We start from the raw sequence: 19472 nt of genomic DNA on the forward strand, positions 1-19472 counted from the left end.
CAATCCCCAATCTTCACTCCCTGCGTGGCCGATCTTTTCTTCAATGCCCCCGAGCCTGGAAATGCTCCCGATTCAGCGACCGACGGGCCCCTCGCCGCTCGGATGCGGCCGCAGTCGGTGAACGAGATCGCCGGCCAACACCACATTCTGGCGGAAGGGAAACTCCTGCGTCGCGCCATCGAGTCGGATCGCTTCACTTCGCTCATTTTCTACGGCCCTCCCGGCACCGGCAAAACCACCCTTGCCCACGTGATTGCCCGCACCACAGGCTCCCGCTTTGAGGCCCTGAATGGTGTCGAGTCGAACGTCGCAGAAATTCGCGCCAAGATCGACCAAGCCCGGACGTTCAGGGATCTGCGTGGCCAAACAACGATTCTCTTCATCGACGAGATTCACCGTTTCAACAAAGCGCAGCAGGATGTGCTGCTGCCGCATATCGAGCGCGGCACGGTGCGATTCATCGGCGCCACCACCCACAATCCCTACTTCTACGTCAATTCTCCGCTGGTTTCCCGGTCGCAGATCTTCCAGCTCGAAGCGGTCGCGACCAACGACCTGATCCCGGTCCTCGAAAGAGCTCTGACGGATCCCCAACGCGGGCTGGGTCACCTCTCTTTGCGCTGCGAAGCGGGTGCCCTGCGTCATTTGGCTGAAATGTCCGATGGCGACGTGCGCAAGGCGCTGACGGCGCTTGAACTCGCGGTGTTGACGACCCCACCTGACGACGATGGCGTCATTCACCTCGACCTCGCCGTCGCCGAGGAGAGCATTCAGCGCAAAGCGATCGCCTACGATGCCGATGGGGATGCCCACTATGACACCGCCTCTGCGTTCATCAAATCGATCCGCGGATCCGATCCCGACGCGGCACTCTATTGGCTCGCCAAGATGCTCCACGCCGGTGAGGACCCACGTTTCATCGCCCGCAGACTGGTGATTTCGGCCAGTGAGGACATTGGCTTGGCCGACTCCAATGCCTTGCGCGTCGCCGTTGCCGCCCAGCAGGCATTTGAGTTCGTCGGACTCCCCGAGGGCCGCATCCCGCTCGCGCATGCCACGGTCTATTTGGCGACGGCGCCGAAGTCGAACAGCGCTTACGCCGCCCTCGGAGCAGCCATTCAGGATGTGGAAAAAGGCCGCACCCTAGCCGTTCCTGAGCACTTGCGGACCCAGACGCGCAAGAAGCTCGCCTCCGCGAGTGGCACCGAGGACGAGAAACTTCAGTACCACTACGCCCACGACTACGAAGGCGGCTACGTCCCGCAGGCGTATCTGCCGGAAGGACGCCGATACTACTCCCCCACCGAAAACGGCCTTGAGAAAAGGATCAAGGAGCGCCTGGACTACTGGCGCAGCCAGATGGGGACTGGCTGAGGGCGAAGGGGTCTTCAGCCTGCTCGGTGAACCGCCAATGCCCCGCAAAGATCGCCGAGCGCGCAACCGACCGATTTGAAGAGAGTGATCTCCTCATCGCTTTGCCGTCCTGGCGCGCGGCCTCGACACAATTCCGCCAGTTCTCCGATGACGAGGTCCTTGGAGAACGCCCCTTCCTGAATGGGCACGAGGATTTCCCCCGCCTCGCGGAAGCAATTGATCCGGGTGTCGACGTAGACGCGCGACCGCGTGACCAATTCCGTATCGCACTCACGTTTGTCCGCGTGGTGATTGCCCAGGAAATCGGTATGGGTCCCCGGCTTCACCCAAGCTCCACGCACCAAAATCTCGCTGCTCCCCGTCGCGGAAACGATCACATCGGCTTCGCCGCAAGCGGTCGGAAGCTCGCTCGCCACTTGGAAATCGATTTCCGGAAATTCGGACTTCACCGTTTCCACGACCTCTTGGGCTTTCTCGGGTCGACGGCCCCAGACAGCGATTCTTTTCAAAGGGCGCACACTCGCATGGGCCCGGATCAAATAGGGCGCCAGACGCCCCGTTCCGAGCAACAGCAAGGACTCGGCATCCTTCCGCGCCAGCACATCGGCCGCCAGTGCGGAAACGCCGGCAGTTCGCCAGTATGTCACGCTGGCCCCATCGACCAGAGCCAAAGGCACCCCGTGCCGACGGTCGAAAACCAGGATCTTGGAATACAGAGAGCGATAGGGTTCCGGATTCTCCGGGAAATAGGTGAAGGCTTTCAGCGCAATCACCTCGTCGTTCCACGAGGGCAGCATGGCAAACGCATCGTGATGCTCGGAGTTCGGATCGAGCTTCATGACCTGCCGGGCAGGCATGGTGAAGTCACCGGCAAATGCTTCGCGCAGCGAACCGATGAATGCCGGATAGCTCAGCGCAGCGTGGACGTGGTCTTCTTCGAAGATCTTCATGGATAAAAAAACTACTCGGCCTCGGTTTTGAGAACCCCGCCCATGTCGACGGGGATTGCCTGCATCGCTTTCCCCGAGGCCAAAACCAAATGGGGAAAGGGAATCTCGATTCCTTCCCGATCAAACGCCTCCTTGATCTTCAGCGGGATCTCATTTTTGACCGTCAGGTAGTCCTCTTTCACTCCCCATGTCCCGAGCAAGAAGTTGAGCGAGGAGTCGCCGAAGCCGGTAAAGACCACCAGAGGCGCGGGCTCATCCAACACATGCGGATGGTCCTCCGCCACCTTGCGCAGCACCTCCATCACCTTGGCGATGGATTCATCGTAGGCCACGCCAACCTCCGTATCCACCCGACGGATCGGGTAACGGGTGACCGTGGTGACGTTGGTTTTCACCAAGGTTTCATTGGGGATACGGACGGATCGATTGTCAAAGGTCCGCACCGTCAACGCCATCAGACCGATCTCTTCCACAATTCCCGTAATGCCCGCGATCTCGACGACGTCTCCTTTTTCAAAAGGGCGCTCACCCACAATGAACAGGCCCGAAATCAAATTCGACAGCGAGGTCTGCGAGGCAAAACCGATCGCGACCCCTGCCACGCCGGCCGCGCCGAGCACTGCCGCGAGATTGAATCCGAACTGCTGAAGAATCGTGACGCACACAATGATGAATCCGGCATAACGGAGGATGCGTGCCAGCAAGCGCCCGCCCTGATCGCCGAAGCGAGCTCTCAGAATGCGGGCCAGCACCCGCGATCCCAGGGCCACCAAAGGCAAACCCACCAGCGCAATGAACACGGCGCGCATCAGGTGCCCGGGAGTATCGCTCTCCATGAACGAAATCCAGAGGTCTTTGGGATCGAGCTTGGGAATCATGGTCATCAATCGTCCTGAAAAGTTCCGAGCACCGTGGAGAATGCCGCGCGCAGGAAACTGCGCCGAACGATGCCTCGACGCGCGGCGCTGAGCAGGCCCGCATCCGACGCATCCCCGTAGGGTTTCGCGGAAAACACCACCCCATTCAGTTCTTCGTCCGCTTCGGTGATGCGGATTCGGGCGTGATTCGACCACAGCTTCGAGCCATGTAGAAAGATCGCCAGGTGATCGGTCTCAAAGAACAAGCGCTCAAAGGGCAGCGTTTTCTCCGATTGATTCGAGATCTCCACGGTCGTGGCGATGTCGAAGGCCTTCCACTCATCGGTCACATACCGGCGCCGCGCCTGTGTCCGTGAGGCATAGCAAAGCTGCCCCGCGGTCGGCAGCCCATGCCAACTGTTGGAGAGCCGGACGCTCGGCCACGATGACAGCACCCGACGGGTTCCCTCCAGATCGGCCGAGAGTTCAATGCGCGCAGGAATGCCGACATAGAACAATGCTTTGGCTCGCGGCGACAGATGCAAGGGAGACCGTGGCCGCACAATCACCGGGCGGTCGGGGAAAACCGGTCGAAATGCGAGCTTGCGATCTTTGACCCCTCGATCCCAACGCTCCCATTCCAGATCCTCAGGGAGCCTTCCGGTCGACTTGATGCGCTGTCCTCGTTCTCCGTCCACGGTGGCGACCCGCCACTCCTCCATGGTGGAATGCACCACCATGCAAAGATCTGCGAAATCGGCACACAGCCACTCGCCATCCTCGAGGGTGCGCTCGTGCCACGGAGACGGAAAAGACATGCCCCGAATGTGCTCGCAAGGGCGCGACAGGCAAGGGCGGATGTCTTTTCCCATCCCCTTGCTATCCAACAGGAATGCCGCTGGAAGCCTGATAAATCAAGGTTTCCAGCTTGTTCCACCGATCCAAAATGACTATCGCGGGTTCACCAAAGCCTCTCCCATGTCCTCTGTTCGTTCTCTCCCCTCCTCTGCCTCCCTTGGGTCCCTGGCCGCCCTCATGATGGGCCTTTTCTCGCCCCTTGGTCAGGCAGCAACTCTTTCGGGAAAAGCCACCCGTGCAGACAATGGAAGTCCCCTCGCGGGGGTCTCCATCTACCTCTTAAGTTGGGTCGAAGAAGACGAAAGCTGGGATTTCACGTTCGCTCCCGTCACCTCCGACGCCCAAGGCGATTTCCGCCTCGAAGGAATTCCGGCAGGCGAATTTCGACTCGCGTTCATCCTCGAAGAAGATGCCGAATGGACACCCTGCTATTGGGGCGGTGGCCTTGATGATCAGAACTCCCTCCCTGTGATCGTCAGCGAAGGCTCCAGCGAGATCTCCGGCATCCACCAAGCACTGCAGCGCAGTCGGCTCGAATCCTATGCCATCTCCAAAGATGACGGCAGCCACTTCCAGTTCTTCGGCAACGTCCTGGTTCCTTACCAACTTGAATCGAGTACGAACCTGCTCGATTGGAAACCTGTCGGGGATCCTGAGTTCCCTGGCGATGACGGCCGCATTTCCTGGGCACCTCCCGCCCTCGATTCCCCCACCCAGGCCTTCTGGCGAGTCGCTGGCCCGAAGAACCTGCAGCTCGCACCCGATCCTCATGTCGACGCCACCAGCTCCTACACCCGCTGGTCCCAGGACTACCGGTGGGAGAACCGCGACGAGGTTTGGTACCCCTACAGTTCGGGAGGAAACTTTCTGCATGCCTTTGGCTACGGTGATTTCAATGGCGATGGAGAACTCGACTACCTCGCCTTTCCTGGCACGGGGCTGTCGACCGAGGAAACCCCTGGCATCCTCCGGCTTTCCATCGACACCGCCTCATCTGCCGATGGCGCTTCGATTTTCCACGATGGCATGCCCGGGAGCACGCATGCGCGAAAACTGCTGATTGGGGATCTCAATGGCGATGGCGTCGACGATGCCGTCATCATCGATCACGGATACGATGCCGATCCCTTCCCCGGAGCTCCGCTCAAGGTCTTGCTATCTGATGGTGAGGGAGGCATCTCGGTCGAAACCTATCCGGAGTGGACCGCCTTCCACCATGGGGGCTGCCTCGGCGACGTGGATGGTGATGGCGATCTCGACCTGTTCCTGGCCAATACCCCCTGGCAAGGCCTGCGCCATTTCATCGCGCTCAACGATGGGCAGGGACATTTCTCCATTTCGCGCCAAGTCGTCGGGTTGCCGTGGGACGAGAACATATGGACCAGCGAGTTTTTCGATCTCGATGGTGATGGTTACCTCGACCTCGCGTTTGGCGGCGATACCCAAGCTACCGGAGGCATCATCGCCTGGGGAAATCCGCGTGGCACCTATGGTGCGGAGCGCCTCATCCTCCCCTTCGCCGAAGACCTGGCCATCTACGACATGGACGCCGAAGATCTGGATGGCGACGGCGATCGCGACCTGCTCGTCACCTTGGCGGATTCCCTCAACGATCGCGCCGAACTCCGCCTCTTCATCAACCATGGCCATCGTGAATTCGTCGATGAAACCGAACAACGCTTCGCCTCCTCGAGCTACTCCGTCCACTGGATCGACTACCTCTTCGTCAGGGACCTCGATGGCGACGAAGATCTCGACTTGGCCGCCGATGTGCGTGGGGCTCTGATCTATTGGGAGAATGAAGGCGATGGTCATTTTGGCACGTCCCAGACCTACTGAGAGGTTTGCGCTCTGGAGGATTCCGGCATTTCATGGGCGGACATCTCCTCCAACCCATGTTTGCCTTCATTCGACGGGTGGTTCAGCGCCCATGGAAGCGTCTCAAGGAAGTGCGTGACACCCCGCACGCCATCGCCCTGGGATTGGCGACGGGTTTGTACATCGGCTTCCTGCCTCTTATCGGCCTCAAAACCCTTCTGGCACTTGGCCTCGCCTGGTTGCTGCGCGGCAACAAGATCGCGGCCGTGATCGGGGTGACTCTCCACGACCTCAGCCTTCCCCTTGCTCCCATTTTACTGCGACTCGAGTACGACCTTGGTCATCGCCTGACCTCCGCCCGCTTCGAAGTCCCCGCCCATCATCCAGCGCAGATGCTCTTCAATTGGCACGCCATGCTCACCACAGGAGGCCCCATTCTCCTCGGTTCTGCCCTGCTGGGTATTCCCTTCGCGGTGGTCACTTATGGACTCACCCTCCGCGCCTTACGATCCCGAACCGCCCCACCTCCCCCCCCAAATGGCAGGGGCGAATCCGTTTGACTCTTCCCGTCAGCGACAGGTTTTTTCAGGTCTTCATGATCTCTCGATTCCTGCTCCCCGCCCTGCTCGGCCTCGGTCTGACTTCGCTGACTACGGCGGCCGAAAAAATTCGCTCCCATGAGGAGGTTCTCAAGGTGCTGGAAAGGGTGAACGATCACTGGCAGGAAACTCATCCTGATCACGGCAACGCTTTCTGGAATCGCGCCGTCTACCACGTGGGCAACATGGAAGCCTATGAGGTGACCCAAAATCCCGCCTACCGCAGCTTCTCCGAAGCCTGGGCCCGCAAAAACGATTGGCAGGGGGCGCGTTCCGAAAATCCCGCTGAGTGGCGCTACGACTACGGCGAAAATGACCGCCATGTCCTCTTTGGAGATTGGCAAGTGTGCTTTCAAGTCTACTTCGACCTCTACGGCCTCGAGCCCCAGGAAAACAAAATCAAGAGAGCCAAGGAGGTTTTCGCCTACCAGATCACCACGGAACCTCGGGACTACATCTGGTGGTCCGACGGCCTGTTCATGATCATGCCCACCATGAGTGAGCTTTACCAAATCACTGGCGACCCAGCTTACCTCACCCACCTTCGCACCTACTTCGACTACGCTCGCGACCTGATGCTGGACGAAGACACCGGCTTATTTTTTCGCGATGCCAAATACGTCTATCCCAAGCACAAGTCCGCTCATGGCAAGAAAGACTTCTGGGCCCGGGGCAATGGCTGGGTCTTCGCCGCATTGCCGAAGGTGATCGATGACTTGCCTGCCGATCATCCCGACCGTCCCCACTATCTTGCCATCTACCAGGCGATGGCGAGCGCCCTCGCCAGCTCCCAGCAGGACGCAGGCTACTGGACCCGCAGTATCCTCGATCCTGACCACGCTCCTGGCCCGGAAACCAGCGGCACGGCATTCTTCACTTACGGCTTCCTTTGGGGACTTCGTCACGGCGTCCTCGACGCTGCAACCTATGAGCCCGTCGCCATGAAAGCCTGGGATTTCCTCATGGAGACCTCCCTTCAGGAAAATGGTGCCGTCGGCTACATCCAGCCGATTGGCGAAAAGGCCATTCCTGGCCAAGTCGTCGATGCCGCCTCCACCGCCGACTTTGGTGTGGGCGCCTTCCTGATGGCTGCGGCCGAAATGGCCCGCTACGCCGAAGCCCACTGATGGCCGAACCCACTCGGATCCGCTGCCCGATTGCCTTTCGGTACGCGATCCGCTTGGATGGGTCATGCACGACCTTCACATCCACCTCGGCGGAGCGGTTCCCTCCGCCGTGCTGTGGGAAATCCTCTGCGACAATGGTCTGCGGACCCGCTACCACGACTTCACGACCTTCCACCAATCCCTGACCGCGAAGACTTCGGAGGTGAAGTCCCTCGACGATTTCCTTTCCCGATACTTTCGCGTCACCGAGGAGATTCAATCGTCTCCATCCGCGGCCAGCGTCTCGGCCTACCAAGTGGTGGCGAAAGCCCATCGCCGTGCACAAGTCGATGGCTTGGAACTTCGCTTCAATCCCTACAAGCGTGTTCGCGGCGGATTGCACACGATGGATGCCATCATCCTGGCCGTCATTCAGGGTTTGGAACGCGCTTCGCTGCACTACGGCGTGACCACGGGCATTATTTTGTCTTTGGGCCGAGACCTCTCCATCGAGGCCAATTGGCAGATCATCGAGGCGGCCATCAAATGGCGTAGCCGAGGCGCCATCAATCGCGCCAATGGCGTCGTCGGGATCGACATGGCGGGCCCAGAATCCTCGGCTCTCGAACTGGATGCCGACTGGATGAAAGAAATCGCGGCCATGATGAATCAGGCCCGCGCTGCCGGCCTAAAAATCACCTATCACGTGGGAGAAAGTGAAGGCACCGGCCCCGAGGGCATCCTTCGCGTCCTCGAAACCGTACGTCCTCACCGCATCGGACACGGCATCGAATTGCGGCGAGCCGAGGGGAGCCTGCGAGACGTCCTCCTGGCTCTCCTCTATCGAGATCAGGTCTGCCTGGAAATCTGTCCAACGGTCAATCGCGTGACTCAGGTGATTCCTGATTTCACCTGCCTCGGTTCATTCACTCAGGACCTCGCACGCAGGGACATCCCATTCTGCATCAATACCGACAACCCCTACCTCGTTCATACCAATCTCAAGAAAGAACACGAGCTGATTGCCGCAGAGTGGGAAGGCGACGCCGAACCGCTGCTCGCCCTCAGCCACGACTGTGCTTTGCGGCACCGCTTTATCTCCGAATAGCTCCACTCAATCGCCCCCACAGCCGCCTCCGCACCCACTGCCACAGCCGGAAGAGCCGCATCCCGACGAGCCACAGCCCGAGGAATCGTCCGACGCGTCCGAGCCGCACGAAGAACCACATCCCATGAATGGCCATCCACCCCCGCCATCTTTGTCATTGCGCCGGCGCCTCCTTTTTCGGCGCTTCCCTTTCTTCTTCTTGGATTGGCTCACTTGAACCACGATGCACAGAATGAAGACGATCACGATGACCCACCCCAAATCGGCGTGCAGGGTCGTCCCCATCGCTCCCATGCAGCTGGCCAAAACCACCGCCATCCCCGTGAGCCCGATCACTCCCAGCGCAAGACGCGCCTGACGGCGGGAAATCACCCAGTGCTCCGTCAAATCCACTCGACGCAGGGGTCGCCGACGAAAACGTTCATCTACCGATGGCCATAGATCCGCCGGGGGCTCTTCGCAAAAATGGTGGCGATAGCTCTCCAAAGTCCGCTGATACCAGTCGGCGAACTTGTCATCTTCCTTGTCACCTCCGCGGGTCGGACCGTGGTGAAGCGGCCTCCCGAGAATTTCTCCACACATCTCATCCCAATAGGATCGGGTGTAGCACAAATGAAGATGCCACACTTCATCCACCTCCTCGGAGGGCGTCACCGGATGCCCGGCGCGCATCGCCAACCACACAAATCGTTTGTACTCGCGAATGGCCCTCTTCGCGAAAGGCCTCGACCACCCGGCATCCCGCGCCAATCGGGCACTGAACGGAAATGACGCATCCGCATCATCCATTTCAAAAGCTTCCAGCTGACCCTCCAATTCATCGATCATCGGTCACGCTTCTAACCATCTTTCTCCACCGAGTCTTCCGGAAAATGGCGAAACTGTTCCCGTCATTGTTCAACTTTTCCGAAAGACATCGGCTCCGTCATCGTATGGGCGTGGGTGAAGGTCTTTCCCATGTCATCCATGGCCGTGGTGCTGGTGGCGGCATCCGGCTGCGTTCAGCAGCGCGTCGAAGAGTCGGTGACCGAACATGCGCGCGTCGAGGGCAACCGCTATGCCCAGGAGGTGAAGGCACAATCGCCCTTCCAAACAGTCGAAATGCGTTGGAGCGAGGCCGACAAACTGATGGAGAAGCGCAATCCCAGCTTTGTCGCCGCGCGCTCGAAATACCAAGAAGCGAAGAAGAAGAAACCCGTCGTCCGCGAGATGACCGAGGAGATCAAAGGAGCCGTCGACCTCTCCATCGGAGATGTCTTCAAGCCCGACGCGCTCCTTGAATCCATCCGCACGCCCGCGACCCAACTGCCCAAACAATTGGCTTCGCTCGGCAAAATTAAGAATCTTTCCCACGAAATCGAAGGCAATGTCTGGGAAGATACGGTGACCTCCGTCGATGCGGAGATTGAGATGCGGCAAGAACGAGTGAAGCTCCACCAGATGCTTCGCATGGGAGAGTTGATCGATCGCGAACTCTCCCGGGTCAATTCCACTTCTCCGCCCGAAGGTTCGGATCCCAAGCTCGTTTCTGCCTTCGATGCCTGGCGTGGCCAACTTCGCAACGAACGCGAGAAGTGGTTGGGGGAAATCCGCAACTTCTTTGATGCCGAGTATCACGACGTCCACTTCGTCAAAGACAAGTCGAGCTTCCCCACCTACGACAATGTCCGTCAACCCGACCTCACCGAGTGGCAGCGCTGGTGCCACCTGAACCGGTCCAAGGAACTTGTGGCCCTGCTCCGTAAAGGTCACGACTCGAGCGCTCCCGCGATTCCGGGAACTCGGATCGTTCAGGAAAAAATCAACGACCTTGTCCGATCCGACAAGCAAGCACCTGCCGCCACCCTCCAGACCTCCTCCATTCGCAATGAAGTCCGATCGCTCATCCAGCATTGGCGCGAGATGAAAGATGCCCAGGCCCAGGCCGAGGGTCTTGAAAACCAAGATTCCACACCGTGCTTTGAGGACCTCGATCGCATCAATCGCCGGCAACAGATCTTCAAGCTCCGCCAGCAGGAAATTCAACATGCGAGCGCCGTTTGGCTGATGGATGAAGACTGCTGGTCCGCTGGCGCAGTGTGTCGCCGATAAGATTTCTCTACCGCCCTCATCTTCCCGTCATCTTCACGGGGTAGATCGAGGGCATGAAACGGTTTCACCTTCCCCTCGCCGCCGCGCTCACGGTCGCCGCCGCCTCCGCTTCAGGATTCCGCATGGAGATCCTCGATGAACCGTGGCATCTGGCAGGCTTCGAAAATCCACTCGACCTCAGCGCCCTCGCCGCGGCCACCCCGACCCAATTGCTCGTCGGCAGCGACGAGATGTATCATGTCCAGCCGGGCGTGATCGATGCGGCTGCCTATCGGATCGAATCTCGACGCCCGGTGGCCTTGCCCGTCCCCACTCCCGACGACAAAACGGAAGTCGACATTGAAGGCATTGCCTGGAGCCCTACCACCTCCGCCTACTACGTCACCGGCTCCCATGGAGTGGGAAAGAAAAAGGGAGATCTTCAACCCGACCGACTCTCGATTTTCCGCATCCCAGCCGACTCCTCGAACGGCACCCTCCAGCTCGATGCCATGCAGCGTGCCTCGCTCCAACCATGGATTCGGCAAACCGCTCTGCTCCGCCCCTTTCTTCACCAACCTCTCCAGCACAACGGGCTCAACATTGAGGGGCTCACCGCTCGTGAAGGCCAGCTATTCATCGGCCTCCGAGCTCCCAACCTGGATGGCGACGGGCTCGTTCTTGAGCTACCGGCCGATGCCGCTTTCACCCAGAAAGCAACGGCTTTGACGGTGCACCGTGTGCCTCTCGGCGCCGGTCGAGGCATTCGTGAAATCGTGGCCGTCGAAGGAGGCTTCATCCTCGTTTCAGGAAACGCCAGTGCTCCCCCGAGCAAAAAGATCCCAGAGAGCGCCATCTCCCTACCCGACACGCGTTTTGATCTGCTCTTCTGGGATGGCCGTGATTCCACCACCACCCTCGGGACCCTCCCGGAAAATGGCGGAAAAGCAGAAGGCTTGCTGGTCCTCGAAGATACCCCTGAGCACATCAAGATCCTCGTCATCTTTGACAGTCTTCTCGCGGGCGAGCCTCTCGCCCTTCTCGTCCATCGTTAGAACGCACTCTTTCCCACCCCCCATCTTTCACCCTCCAACAACAAACAACATACAATCCATTGATCCCATGAAACTCCATCTTATCCTCACTTCCGCTCTTCTCATCCCAGTTCTTGCTCGTGCCGATGATCATGGCCACGAACTTCGTCTCGATGCCTGCCCGGCACCAGTTCGGGCCACCATCGAAGCCCACGCCCGTGAGGGCATCATCGAAGAGGTCGAACACATCGCCATTGGCGACCGCGAAATCTACATCGCCGAAGTCGAACTGCCCCGTGATCTCGACCTCGCCATCCACGTCCTGGGCAATGGAACCCTCGTCAAAACTCGCGAGGATCTGCCCAAAGACCAGCTCCCTGCCTTCGCCACCTCTCTGGCAGCAGAACGCGAGGGCCACCTCGACGACGTCGACATGGAAACTGCCGACGGCAAAGTGACCTATCATCTGGAGATCGATCGACGCGGCCGTCCCGACCTTGAATTGATCACCGATTCCACCGGTCGCGTCCTGCGAGAAACCGAGGAACACGACGATTGATTTTCCTCCTGAATTTCTCCCTTCGCCAGAGGTGGACGCCGTCCGCCTCCGGCCTATGTTCGCCCCGATCTCCATGAAATTGCTCATCGTCGAAGACGCGCCGCGCCTCCGTGAAACCTTGGAAAAGGCCCTCACGCGCATGGGTCATGCCGTCGATGTTGCTGCCGATGGCTTGGAGGGCGAATCGATGGCGCGCTTCACCTCCTACGATGCCGTGGTGCTCGATCGCATGCTCCCCGGAAAGGACGGACTTTCCGTCCTCCGCGACTGGCGTCGCGATCAAATCAAGGTGCCTGTGCTCTTGCTCACGGCTCTCGACGACCTCGAAGACAAAGTTCAGGGCCTCCGGCATGGAGCCGACGATTACCTCACCAAACCCTTTGCCCTCGAAGAACTGGTCGCCCGCCTCGAGGCCCTCGTTCGACGTCGCTATGACCAGCCCGATCCTGTCCTCGAAGTTGGACCCCTGGTCTTTGACACGGGCTCCCGCACCGTGAAACGCGATGGGGTTCCCTTAAGCCTCACTGCCCGCGAACTTTCGTTGTTGGAGCTCCTCGTTCGACGCCCCGGACAAATTTTCAGCCGCGAACAAATCGAACACCACCTCTATGGCGAGATGAGTGGCCCGCTCAGTAACGCCGTCGACGCAGCGATCTACTCGCTCCGTAAAAAACTTTCTCCGCCCGGCACCCCTCCCTTGATTCACACCCGGCGGGGTCTCGGCTACGTTCTCGAATGATGATTTCCATCCGCCGCCGGCTCACCCTCCTCCTCTGCCTCGCCGTCGGCTCGCTACTCGTGGGCACGGGTCTCGGCGTCTTCATCGCCATGCATGGCTTACTGGAGCATCAATTCGACGAAACGCTCCGCGCCAAGGCCAGCGCCCTCATCACCGCCTCGGAAATCGACGACGGTGATTTCGAAATCGACCTCACCGTGCAGAACTTCGCCGGATTCGGCACCGGCGGTGAAGATTACTTCGAGATCCGCCGACTGAGCGATCAGCTCTTTCTCCGCTCTCCATCCTTGGAGAATGGGGCGTTTCGCATTTCCTCCGATTCGCGAGTCGCGCCTCCCCATGATGACCTTGCCCGCATCTTCGCGGCTCGGCTGGGTGACGGTCGGCGGGCGCGCTTCTACGTCCAAACCTTCTACCCAAAAGACGACAAAAAGAAGCGCTTCCAAAACCTTTACCTCATTGTCGCGAGTCCCACCTCCGGCATGCATTTCCAGCTCGCGCTCCTGGCCACGGTCCTCACCATTGCCGGCGCCGCGGCCCTCATCCTCATGGTGCCGCTGATTCGGCTCGGACTCCGCCGTGGGCTCAAACCTCTCCATCAGCTCGCCGACGACGTCGAAGCCATTCACCCCGGCAACCTCCACCAGCGCCTATCCCTTTCTCAAATGCCCAGCGAGCTCGCCCCTGTTGCTCACGGGCTCAACGACTGGCTCACCCGTCTCGAAAGCTCCTTTGATCGCGAGCGCCGCTTCAGCAGCCACGCTGCCCACGAACTCCGTACTCCCCTAGCTGAGATCCGCAGCCTCGCCGAACTGGGCACCCTATTTCCCGAAGAGGCCACCCCCCAGCGCTGTGCCGAGATCGTCAAGGTGAGCGATGAAATGCAAGCCCTGCTCGAAAAGCTTTCCCTGCTTGCCCGTGCCGATTCCGGACGCCAGCCCATCCATCGTGAAATCCTGCCTCTGGGCCCCTCCATTCAAGCCCAACTCCAGCGCTTCCAGCCGCTCGCCGAAAAACGGGAAATGAGCCTCGCCACACGCATCACCGAGGGCCCTTTCAACACGGACCCCGTGCTCTGGTCCACGATCCTTCAAAACCTGATCGGCAACGCGCTTGCCCACGCTCCTCAAGGCACGGACCTCCAGATCGACGCCAGCCCCCACCACTTCCGAATTTCCAATCCCGCACCCGGATGGGATGCCACCGATTTCGAGCATGTCTTCGAGCGCTTTTGGCAGAAAGACGCAGCGCACACCCGCACCGGACACTCCGGCCTCGGCATGTCCATCGTCCGGGCTTGCGTCCACCTCCTCGGCGGCACGGTTTCAGCACGCCCTTCCCCGGATGGCAGGTTTGAAACGGAAATTCTCTGGCCATCTGAGGCCCCTGAAACTCGATCGGAGATGTCCATCGACAGCCCGCGCCCTGGACAGTAGCCCTAAGGCAACCCGATCCCAGAAGCCCACATGCGCCTCCTCACGTTTCTCTTCGCCCTATTCCTGACTCTGCAGGTCACTGCCGCGCCGCTCGACCCCACAAAATTCACTGAACCCGTCCGCGTTGCCTGCATCGGCGACAGCATCACTTTCGGCTCTGGCATCACCAATGGTCGCACCTACCCAGCCCAACTTCAGGACTTGCTGGGGGACAATTGGACCGTTCGCAACTTCGGCCTCAGCGGACGCACTCTGATGCGATCAGGGGATCGTCCCTACTGGAAAGAACCCACACTTCAGCAAGCGCGGAACTTCCTTCCCGACGCGGTGATCATCCTCCTCGGAGCCAACGACACCAAGCCGCACAACTGGGTCCACAAAGAGCAATTCGAAAAAGACTACCGCGATCTGGTCGCCGTCTTCCAAAAGCTCACATCCCAGCCCCGCATCTTTGTCTGTCGCCCCATCCCTGTCATCGGCGAAGGCAACTTCGGCATCAACGAGCCGGCCGTGCAGGAAGAAATCGCCATCATCGACCGCATTGCTCACGACCTCCAGATCGATCTCATCGACCTCCATGCTCCGCTTGAAGGCAAGGACGACCTCATTCCCGACCGCGTCCACCCCAACAGCGAAGGTGCCGGCATCATGGCGGAAACGGTCGCCCTCTCCCTCAGCGGCGCCGCAGAACCTTCAGCGACCCTGCTGCGACTTCACCGCTTATTCTCCGACCATGCGGTGCTTCCGCGCGATGTCGCCGTGCCCATCCTAGGAGTCTCCACACCGGGCGATTCCATCACCGTCCGCTTTGCAGGCCAGAGTCACACCACCACCGCCCAAGCCGACGGGCATTGGCAAGTCGATCTCCGCCCCCTCACGGCCAACGCCGAGGGCCAAACGCTCGAAGTCTCCGGCAACCGTCATCTCGCCGTCCACGACCTTCTTGTCGGAGACGTCTGGCTGGCCAGCGGGCAATCGAACATGGAACGCCAACTCGGCCCCCGCGGTGGGCAAAAACCCATCCTCGGCTGGCGTGAAGCTGCGGCGACCGCCGAACTCCCTCAGTTTCGAGAATTTCACCTCGGCCACCGCCTCAGTGACCGTCCGCTGGACGATGTCGAGATCGGAGAATGGGCCGTTTGTTCCCCCTCCTCCGCGCCACAATTCGGAGCGGTCAGCTTCTTCTTCGGTCGCAGCCTACTTTCCGCCATCGACGTCCCCGTGGGCATCATCCACTCCGCCTGGGGCGGCACCCTTGCCGAAGCCTGGACCAGCCAAGAGGCCATCCAACGCCTTCAGAAAATGGAAGGCTCGACCGACATCCCGGCAGCGCGTCGTGAAATCGACCGCCCTTCGGTTCTTTTCAACGGGATGATCGCACCTCTCCCTCCCTTCCCCATCAAGGGAGTCCTTTGGTATCAGGGAGAATCCAACAACCCTCATCCCGCGCTCTATCGCCAACTCCTCCCCAACCTCATCGCCGATTGGCGCGACCAGTGGAAACAGCCCGACATGCCCTTTCTCGTCGTCCAAATCGCACCCAACGAGCGCATGTCTCCTGAACTCCGAGAAGCGCAGTACCAAACCGTTCAGGAAACCCCCTTCACCGCCCTCATCGTCACCACCGACGTTGGCGATGCCAAAGACATCCACCCCGCGGCCAAAGCCCCGGTGGGTGAGCGCCTCGCCCTCGCCGCACGAGCCCTCGCCTACAACGATCCCCTCGAATACTCAGGCCCCGTTGCCAAGACTCTCAAGGCGGATGGCTCGCAACTCGTGCTCCAGTTTGACCACGCTGCCGGTCTCAAGGCCCTAGGCGGACCCCTGAAGGGATTCGAACTTGCCGGATCCGACGGGAGCTTTCACCCGGCCACGGGATCCATTGACGGTAATCAACTTCGCCTTTCCAGCCCTGAAGTGGCGAACCCCGTCTCGGTTCGCTACGGCTGGGCGGCAGTTCCGGACGCAAACCTCATCAATGGCGCTGGCCTCCCGGCATCGCCCTTTCGCATGACTCTCCCCTGAAGCCCAGAGGGCTTGCCCCATGACTTGCTCCCCTCGTGACCCCGACCATGAGGACTGCTGTCATCGAGCCCATGAGCCCCGCCATCTGGATCGGCCTCGGCGCCACTTTGATCGTGGTGCTCACTCATCTTGGCTTGTTCCTCCTGTTCGTTCGACCCTCCAAGGACGAACAGGATCCACCGCACGACGACGGACTTTTTTCACCCACCGTGCCGCAACCACCACGGCTCGAGAAAATGGAGCAGGAACACCCCTGCCAACCCGCAGGTGAAGGGCGTCAGGTTTTCCCGTCCCCGACCACTGACCAGCGAAACCACCACGGCGGCGATCAGCCCCATTCCCATCCCGGTGCTGATGCTGAAGGTAAAGGGCATGCCGATCACCGTCAGAACCGCCGGAGCGGCGAGTTCGAACCGCTTCAGGTCGATCTCCCCCATGCTTTCAAACATCAGGATTCCCACCACCACCAACGCGGGCGCCACCGCCACCCCGGGGATGGCCAGCAAAATGGGCGTTAGGAACAAGGCCAGGAGAAACAAAACGGCTACGGTGACCCCGGTCAGCCCCGTCCGTCCCCCCGCCTGCACTCCTGTGGCGCTCTCGATGTAGCTCACCACGGTCGACGTGCCGAGCAGCGACGAAAGGATCGCCGCCAAGGAGTCCGCCGTCAGAGCCCGTTGCAATCGCGGCACTTCCCCCTGCGCATTCATCAATCCGGCACGCTTGGTCACCCCGATCAACGTTCCGATATTGTCGAACAAATCGACCAGCAACAGCGTGAGAATCACCGGAAGAGCCCGAAGCGGTTCTCGGAGCACGTATCCAAAATCCAATTTCAGGAACACGGGCTCGATCGAAGCCGGCAGGGAAACCCAGGTCTCCGGCAGCTGAGTCACCCGGCCCCCTTGACCATTCGGAACCCACAGGCCGATCACCGCGAGCACACCCACAGAAATCAAAATCGCGGCAGGAGTCCGGCGCGCCACCAAGCCGCAAGTCAGCAAAACCCCCACTGCAAACAATGCCACGGGAGGCGACGTCAAATCCCCAAGGCTCACAAAAGTGGCTGGATTCGCCACCACCAAACCGCCGTTTTTCAAACCGATGAAGGCAATGAACAACCCGATCCCAGCAGCAATTGCCGCCTTCAATGGCAGAGGAATCGCCTCGACGATCTTCCTCCGCACCCCTCCCACCGACAACGCTAGGAAGATCACCCCATTCAGGCACACAAAACCAAGCGCACTCTGCCAGGGGATGCCCATTCCCACACATACCGCATAGGCAAAGAAGGCGTTGATCCCCATTCCCGGCGCCATCGCGAGAGGCAAATTTGCCAGCAGGGCCATCAATAAAGTCGCCATCGCAGCGCCCACCGCCGTTGCCGTCACCAGCGCCGCCCTCGGCATGCCCGCATCCGCCAGGATCGCCGGGTTCACCACCAAAATGTAAGCCATCGCGGCAAAGGTCGTGCATCCCGCTAACACCTCCCGAGCCGGTGTCGATCCGTGCTCCCGCAGCCTGAAAAGTCGCTCGATCATGCAAGCGCTCTCTAACACGCCTCACGGAAGCTGACGATCTTCATCCGTCCATTTTGAAACGGGGCTCACCCCCTTTCCGGAGGGGACTTCGAATCCAACGGCTTTGAGGCTCAGCACCTCGACCCGCCCTCATGCTCGGGCCCGAAATGGCGGCATTTTCCGGCTTTCCTCCCTCCCCCTCCGCAGGATTGGTTGCTCCCATGATCCGTCAAATCGCCCTCGCGGCTGTCGTCGCAGGCACCACCCTGGCCCAGGAAACGCCCATGACCCTCGAGCAAGCCAACGGTTTCGTGGAACTCGCCCGCTCAGGCATCGACCGCGAATTCCCCAACAAAACCAGTCACGTCACCACCGGACCTGAGGACCTGCGGACTCCCCGCCAAATGCATCCTGTGTTCTACGGCCACTTCGATTGGCATTCTTCCGTGCACGGCCACTGGACCTTGGTTCGACTTCTCAAGCTCTTCCCCGATGCCGACTTCGCCCCCACCGTTCGAGACCTGCTCGATCATCGATTCACTGCCGATGCCCTGGCCGCAGAGGCGGCTTACTTCGAAGAGAAGGACAATCGGAGCTTCGAGCGCATGTATGGGTGGGCATGGGCCCTCCGGCTTGCTGCCGAACTCCGCACTTGGGACGATCCACTCGCCCAATCATGGGCCCAACGCTACGCCCCGCTTGAGAAAGTCATCGTCCGCAATGCCAAAGACTACCTGCCCAAACTGGATTGGCCGGTTCGCTGTGGCTTCCATCCCGAGTCGTCCTTTCCCCTCGCTCAAATGTGGGATTACGCCCAACTGACCGAAGATTCCGAACTGGCGGAGTTGGTACGGACCCGCGCTCTTCAGTTTTATGGCAAAGACCGGGACTACCCCGTGGCCTACGAACCGTCGGGCAACGACTTCTTTTCACCAGGGCTCAACGTTGCCGACCTGATGCGTCGTGTCCTACCTCCCGAGACCTTCAGCTCCTGGCTCCAGGATTACTTTCCTCATCTCGCCGAAGGGCAGGCCGGAAATCTTCTGACTCCCGTCACCGTCAGCGACCCCTCCGATGGACACCTCATCCACCTCGCTGGTCTCAATCTCAGTCGGGCCTGGACCATGCGAGGGATCGTATCGGCCCTTGATGACACCGATCCTCGACGAAACGTTCTCGAAGCCGCCGCGAAAGCTCACACCGAGGCAGGACTCCGCTGGATCGGAAGCGGCCACTACGAAGGGGATCACTGGCTCGGTTCGTTCGCAGTCTACCTGCTCACCGGGGTCGGCAAGGCCGAGCCTTGATTGGCCGGTTCGAGTAGAATTCAGAGTCTCTCCCGCGAGCCCCTCGTTCACGCTCCAGCCTTCCGACCGGAAGGCTCGCCCATGGGCCCGTCACTGAGGCTTCAACTGCCCC

Annotated in this window: 17 protein-coding genes; 12 read left to right on the forward strand and 5 right to left on the reverse strand. The window is 60.1% G+C overall.

Annotation, left to right across the window (positions count from 1 at the left end):
* Nucleotides 1-24: 24 nt before the first annotated feature.
* Nucleotides 25-1374, forward strand: a complete 1350-nt coding sequence (locus HNR46_RS11390; RefSeq protein WP_343076035.1) for a replication-associated recombination protein A — start codon at nucleotides 25-27, stop codon at nucleotides 1372-1374.
* A 14-nt stretch (nucleotides 1375-1388) separates the two neighbouring features.
* Here the strand turns inward: HNR46_RS11390 and lhpI are convergent, their stop codons facing one another.
* Genes lhpI through HNR46_RS11405 form a run of 3 tightly spaced genes read right to left on the reverse strand, consistent with a single transcriptional unit; the run spans nucleotide 1389 to nucleotide 3999 of the window.
* On the reverse strand, nucleotides 1389-2324 hold the full coding sequence (gene lhpI, locus HNR46_RS11395) for a bifunctional Delta(1)-pyrroline-2-carboxylate/Delta(1)-piperideine-2-carboxylate reductase (protein WP_184018864.1): 936 nt from the start codon (nucleotides 2322-2324) through the stop codon (nucleotides 1389-1391).
* An 11-nt stretch (nucleotides 2325-2335) separates the two neighbouring features.
* Entirely contained in the window at nucleotides 2336-3202 is an 867-nt protein-coding gene (locus tag HNR46_RS11400) for a mechanosensitive ion channel family protein (RefSeq protein ID WP_184018865.1), read from the reverse strand.
* Nucleotides 3203-3207: 5 nt separating this feature from the next.
* A complete protein-coding gene (locus HNR46_RS11405) occupies nucleotides 3208-3999 on the reverse strand; it encodes a DUF432 domain-containing protein (protein WP_184018866.1) in 792 nt (263 codons plus the stop codon).
* 160 nt (nucleotides 4000-4159) lie between these two features.
* Here HNR46_RS11405 and HNR46_RS11410 point away from each other — a divergent pair, with 160 nt between their 5' ends.
* The 4 genes from HNR46_RS11410 (at nucleotide 4160) to HNR46_RS11425 (ending at nucleotide 8670) form a co-directional block, all read left to right on the forward strand.
* Nucleotides 4160-5878 carry an FG-GAP-like repeat-containing protein gene (locus HNR46_RS11410; protein ID WP_184018867.1) on the forward strand — a complete coding sequence of 573 codons (1719 nt, stop codon included), beginning with the start codon at nucleotides 4160-4162 and terminating at the stop codon, nucleotides 5876-5878.
* Between the two features lie 56 nt (nucleotides 5879-5934).
* Nucleotides 5935-6417, forward strand: coding sequence for a DUF2062 domain-containing protein (locus HNR46_RS11415; protein ID WP_184018868.1), 483 nt, complete (start codon nucleotides 5935-5937; stop codon nucleotides 6415-6417).
* Between the two features lie 35 nt (nucleotides 6418-6452).
* Nucleotides 6453-7583, forward strand: a complete 1131-nt coding sequence (locus HNR46_RS11420) for a glycoside hydrolase family 88/105 protein (protein WP_184018870.1) — start codon at nucleotides 6453-6455, stop codon at nucleotides 7581-7583.
* A gap of 64 nt (nucleotides 7584-7647) precedes the next feature.
* On the forward strand, nucleotides 7648-8670 hold the full coding sequence (locus tag HNR46_RS11425; RefSeq protein WP_184018871.1) for an adenosine deaminase family protein: 1023 nt from the start codon (nucleotides 7648-7650) through the stop codon (nucleotides 8668-8670).
* Nucleotides 8671-8676: 6 nt separating this feature from the next.
* On the opposite strand, the gene HNR46_RS11430 is transcribed toward HNR46_RS11425, so the two are convergent.
* On the reverse strand, nucleotides 8677-9498 hold the full coding sequence (locus HNR46_RS11430; RefSeq protein WP_184018873.1) for a glycine-rich domain-containing protein: 822 nt from the start codon (nucleotides 9496-9498) through the stop codon (nucleotides 8677-8679).
* A gap of 129 nt (nucleotides 9499-9627) precedes the next feature.
* Between HNR46_RS11430 and HNR46_RS11435 the strand changes: the two genes are divergently transcribed.
* The 6 genes from HNR46_RS11435 (at nucleotide 9628) to HNR46_RS11460 (ending at nucleotide 16533) form a co-directional block, all read left to right on the forward strand.
* On the forward strand, nucleotides 9628-10761 hold the full coding sequence (locus tag HNR46_RS11435; RefSeq protein WP_184018875.1) for a hypothetical protein: 1134 nt from the start codon (nucleotides 9628-9630) through the stop codon (nucleotides 10759-10761).
* A gap of 53 nt (nucleotides 10762-10814) precedes the next feature.
* The gene (locus HNR46_RS11440; RefSeq protein WP_184018877.1) at nucleotides 10815-11795 is read left to right on the forward strand and encodes a DUF3616 domain-containing protein; all 981 of its coding nucleotides are present in this window, start codon (nucleotides 10815-10817) and stop codon (nucleotides 11793-11795) included.
* Nucleotides 11796-11862: 67 nt separating this feature from the next.
* A complete protein-coding gene (locus HNR46_RS11445) occupies nucleotides 11863-12333 on the forward strand; it encodes a hypothetical protein (RefSeq protein ID WP_184018879.1) in 471 nt (156 codons plus the stop codon).
* A gap of 73 nt (nucleotides 12334-12406) precedes the next feature.
* Nucleotides 12407-13072, forward strand: coding sequence for a response regulator transcription factor (locus tag HNR46_RS11450; protein ID WP_184018881.1), 666 nt, complete (start codon nucleotides 12407-12409; stop codon nucleotides 13070-13072).
* Nucleotides 13069-14508 (forward strand): ATP-binding protein, encoded by a 1440-nt coding sequence (locus tag HNR46_RS11455; protein ID WP_221285127.1) that lies wholly within the window; start codon nucleotides 13069-13071, stop codon nucleotides 14506-14508. Before HNR46_RS11450 ends, HNR46_RS11455 begins: the two co-directional genes overlap by 4 nt.
* Before the next feature lie 30 nt (nucleotides 14509-14538).
* Nucleotides 14539-16533, forward strand: a complete 1995-nt coding sequence (locus HNR46_RS11460) for a GDSL-type esterase/lipase family protein (RefSeq protein WP_184018884.1) — start codon at nucleotides 14539-14541, stop codon at nucleotides 16531-16533.
* Nucleotides 16534-16733: 200 nt separating this feature from the next.
* Here the strand turns inward: HNR46_RS11460 and HNR46_RS11465 are convergent, their stop codons facing one another.
* Nucleotides 16734-18074: an NCS2 family permease gene (locus tag HNR46_RS11465; RefSeq protein WP_184018886.1), complete on the reverse strand. Its 1341-nt coding sequence runs from the start codon at nucleotides 18072-18074 to the stop codon at nucleotides 16734-16736.
* Nucleotides 18075-18274: 200 nt separating this feature from the next.
* Here HNR46_RS11465 and HNR46_RS11470 point away from each other — a divergent pair, with 200 nt between their 5' ends.
* Nucleotides 18275-19360, forward strand: a complete 1086-nt coding sequence (locus tag HNR46_RS11470) for a DUF2891 domain-containing protein (RefSeq protein ID WP_221285128.1) — start codon at nucleotides 18275-18277, stop codon at nucleotides 19358-19360.
* Nucleotides 19361-19472: the final 112 nt, after the last annotated feature.

The sequence above is a fragment of the Haloferula luteola genome (genome assembly GCF_014201715.1).
Taxonomy (GTDB): Bacteria; Verrucomicrobiota; Verrucomicrobiia; order Verrucomicrobiales; family Akkermansiaceae; genus Haloferula; species Haloferula luteola.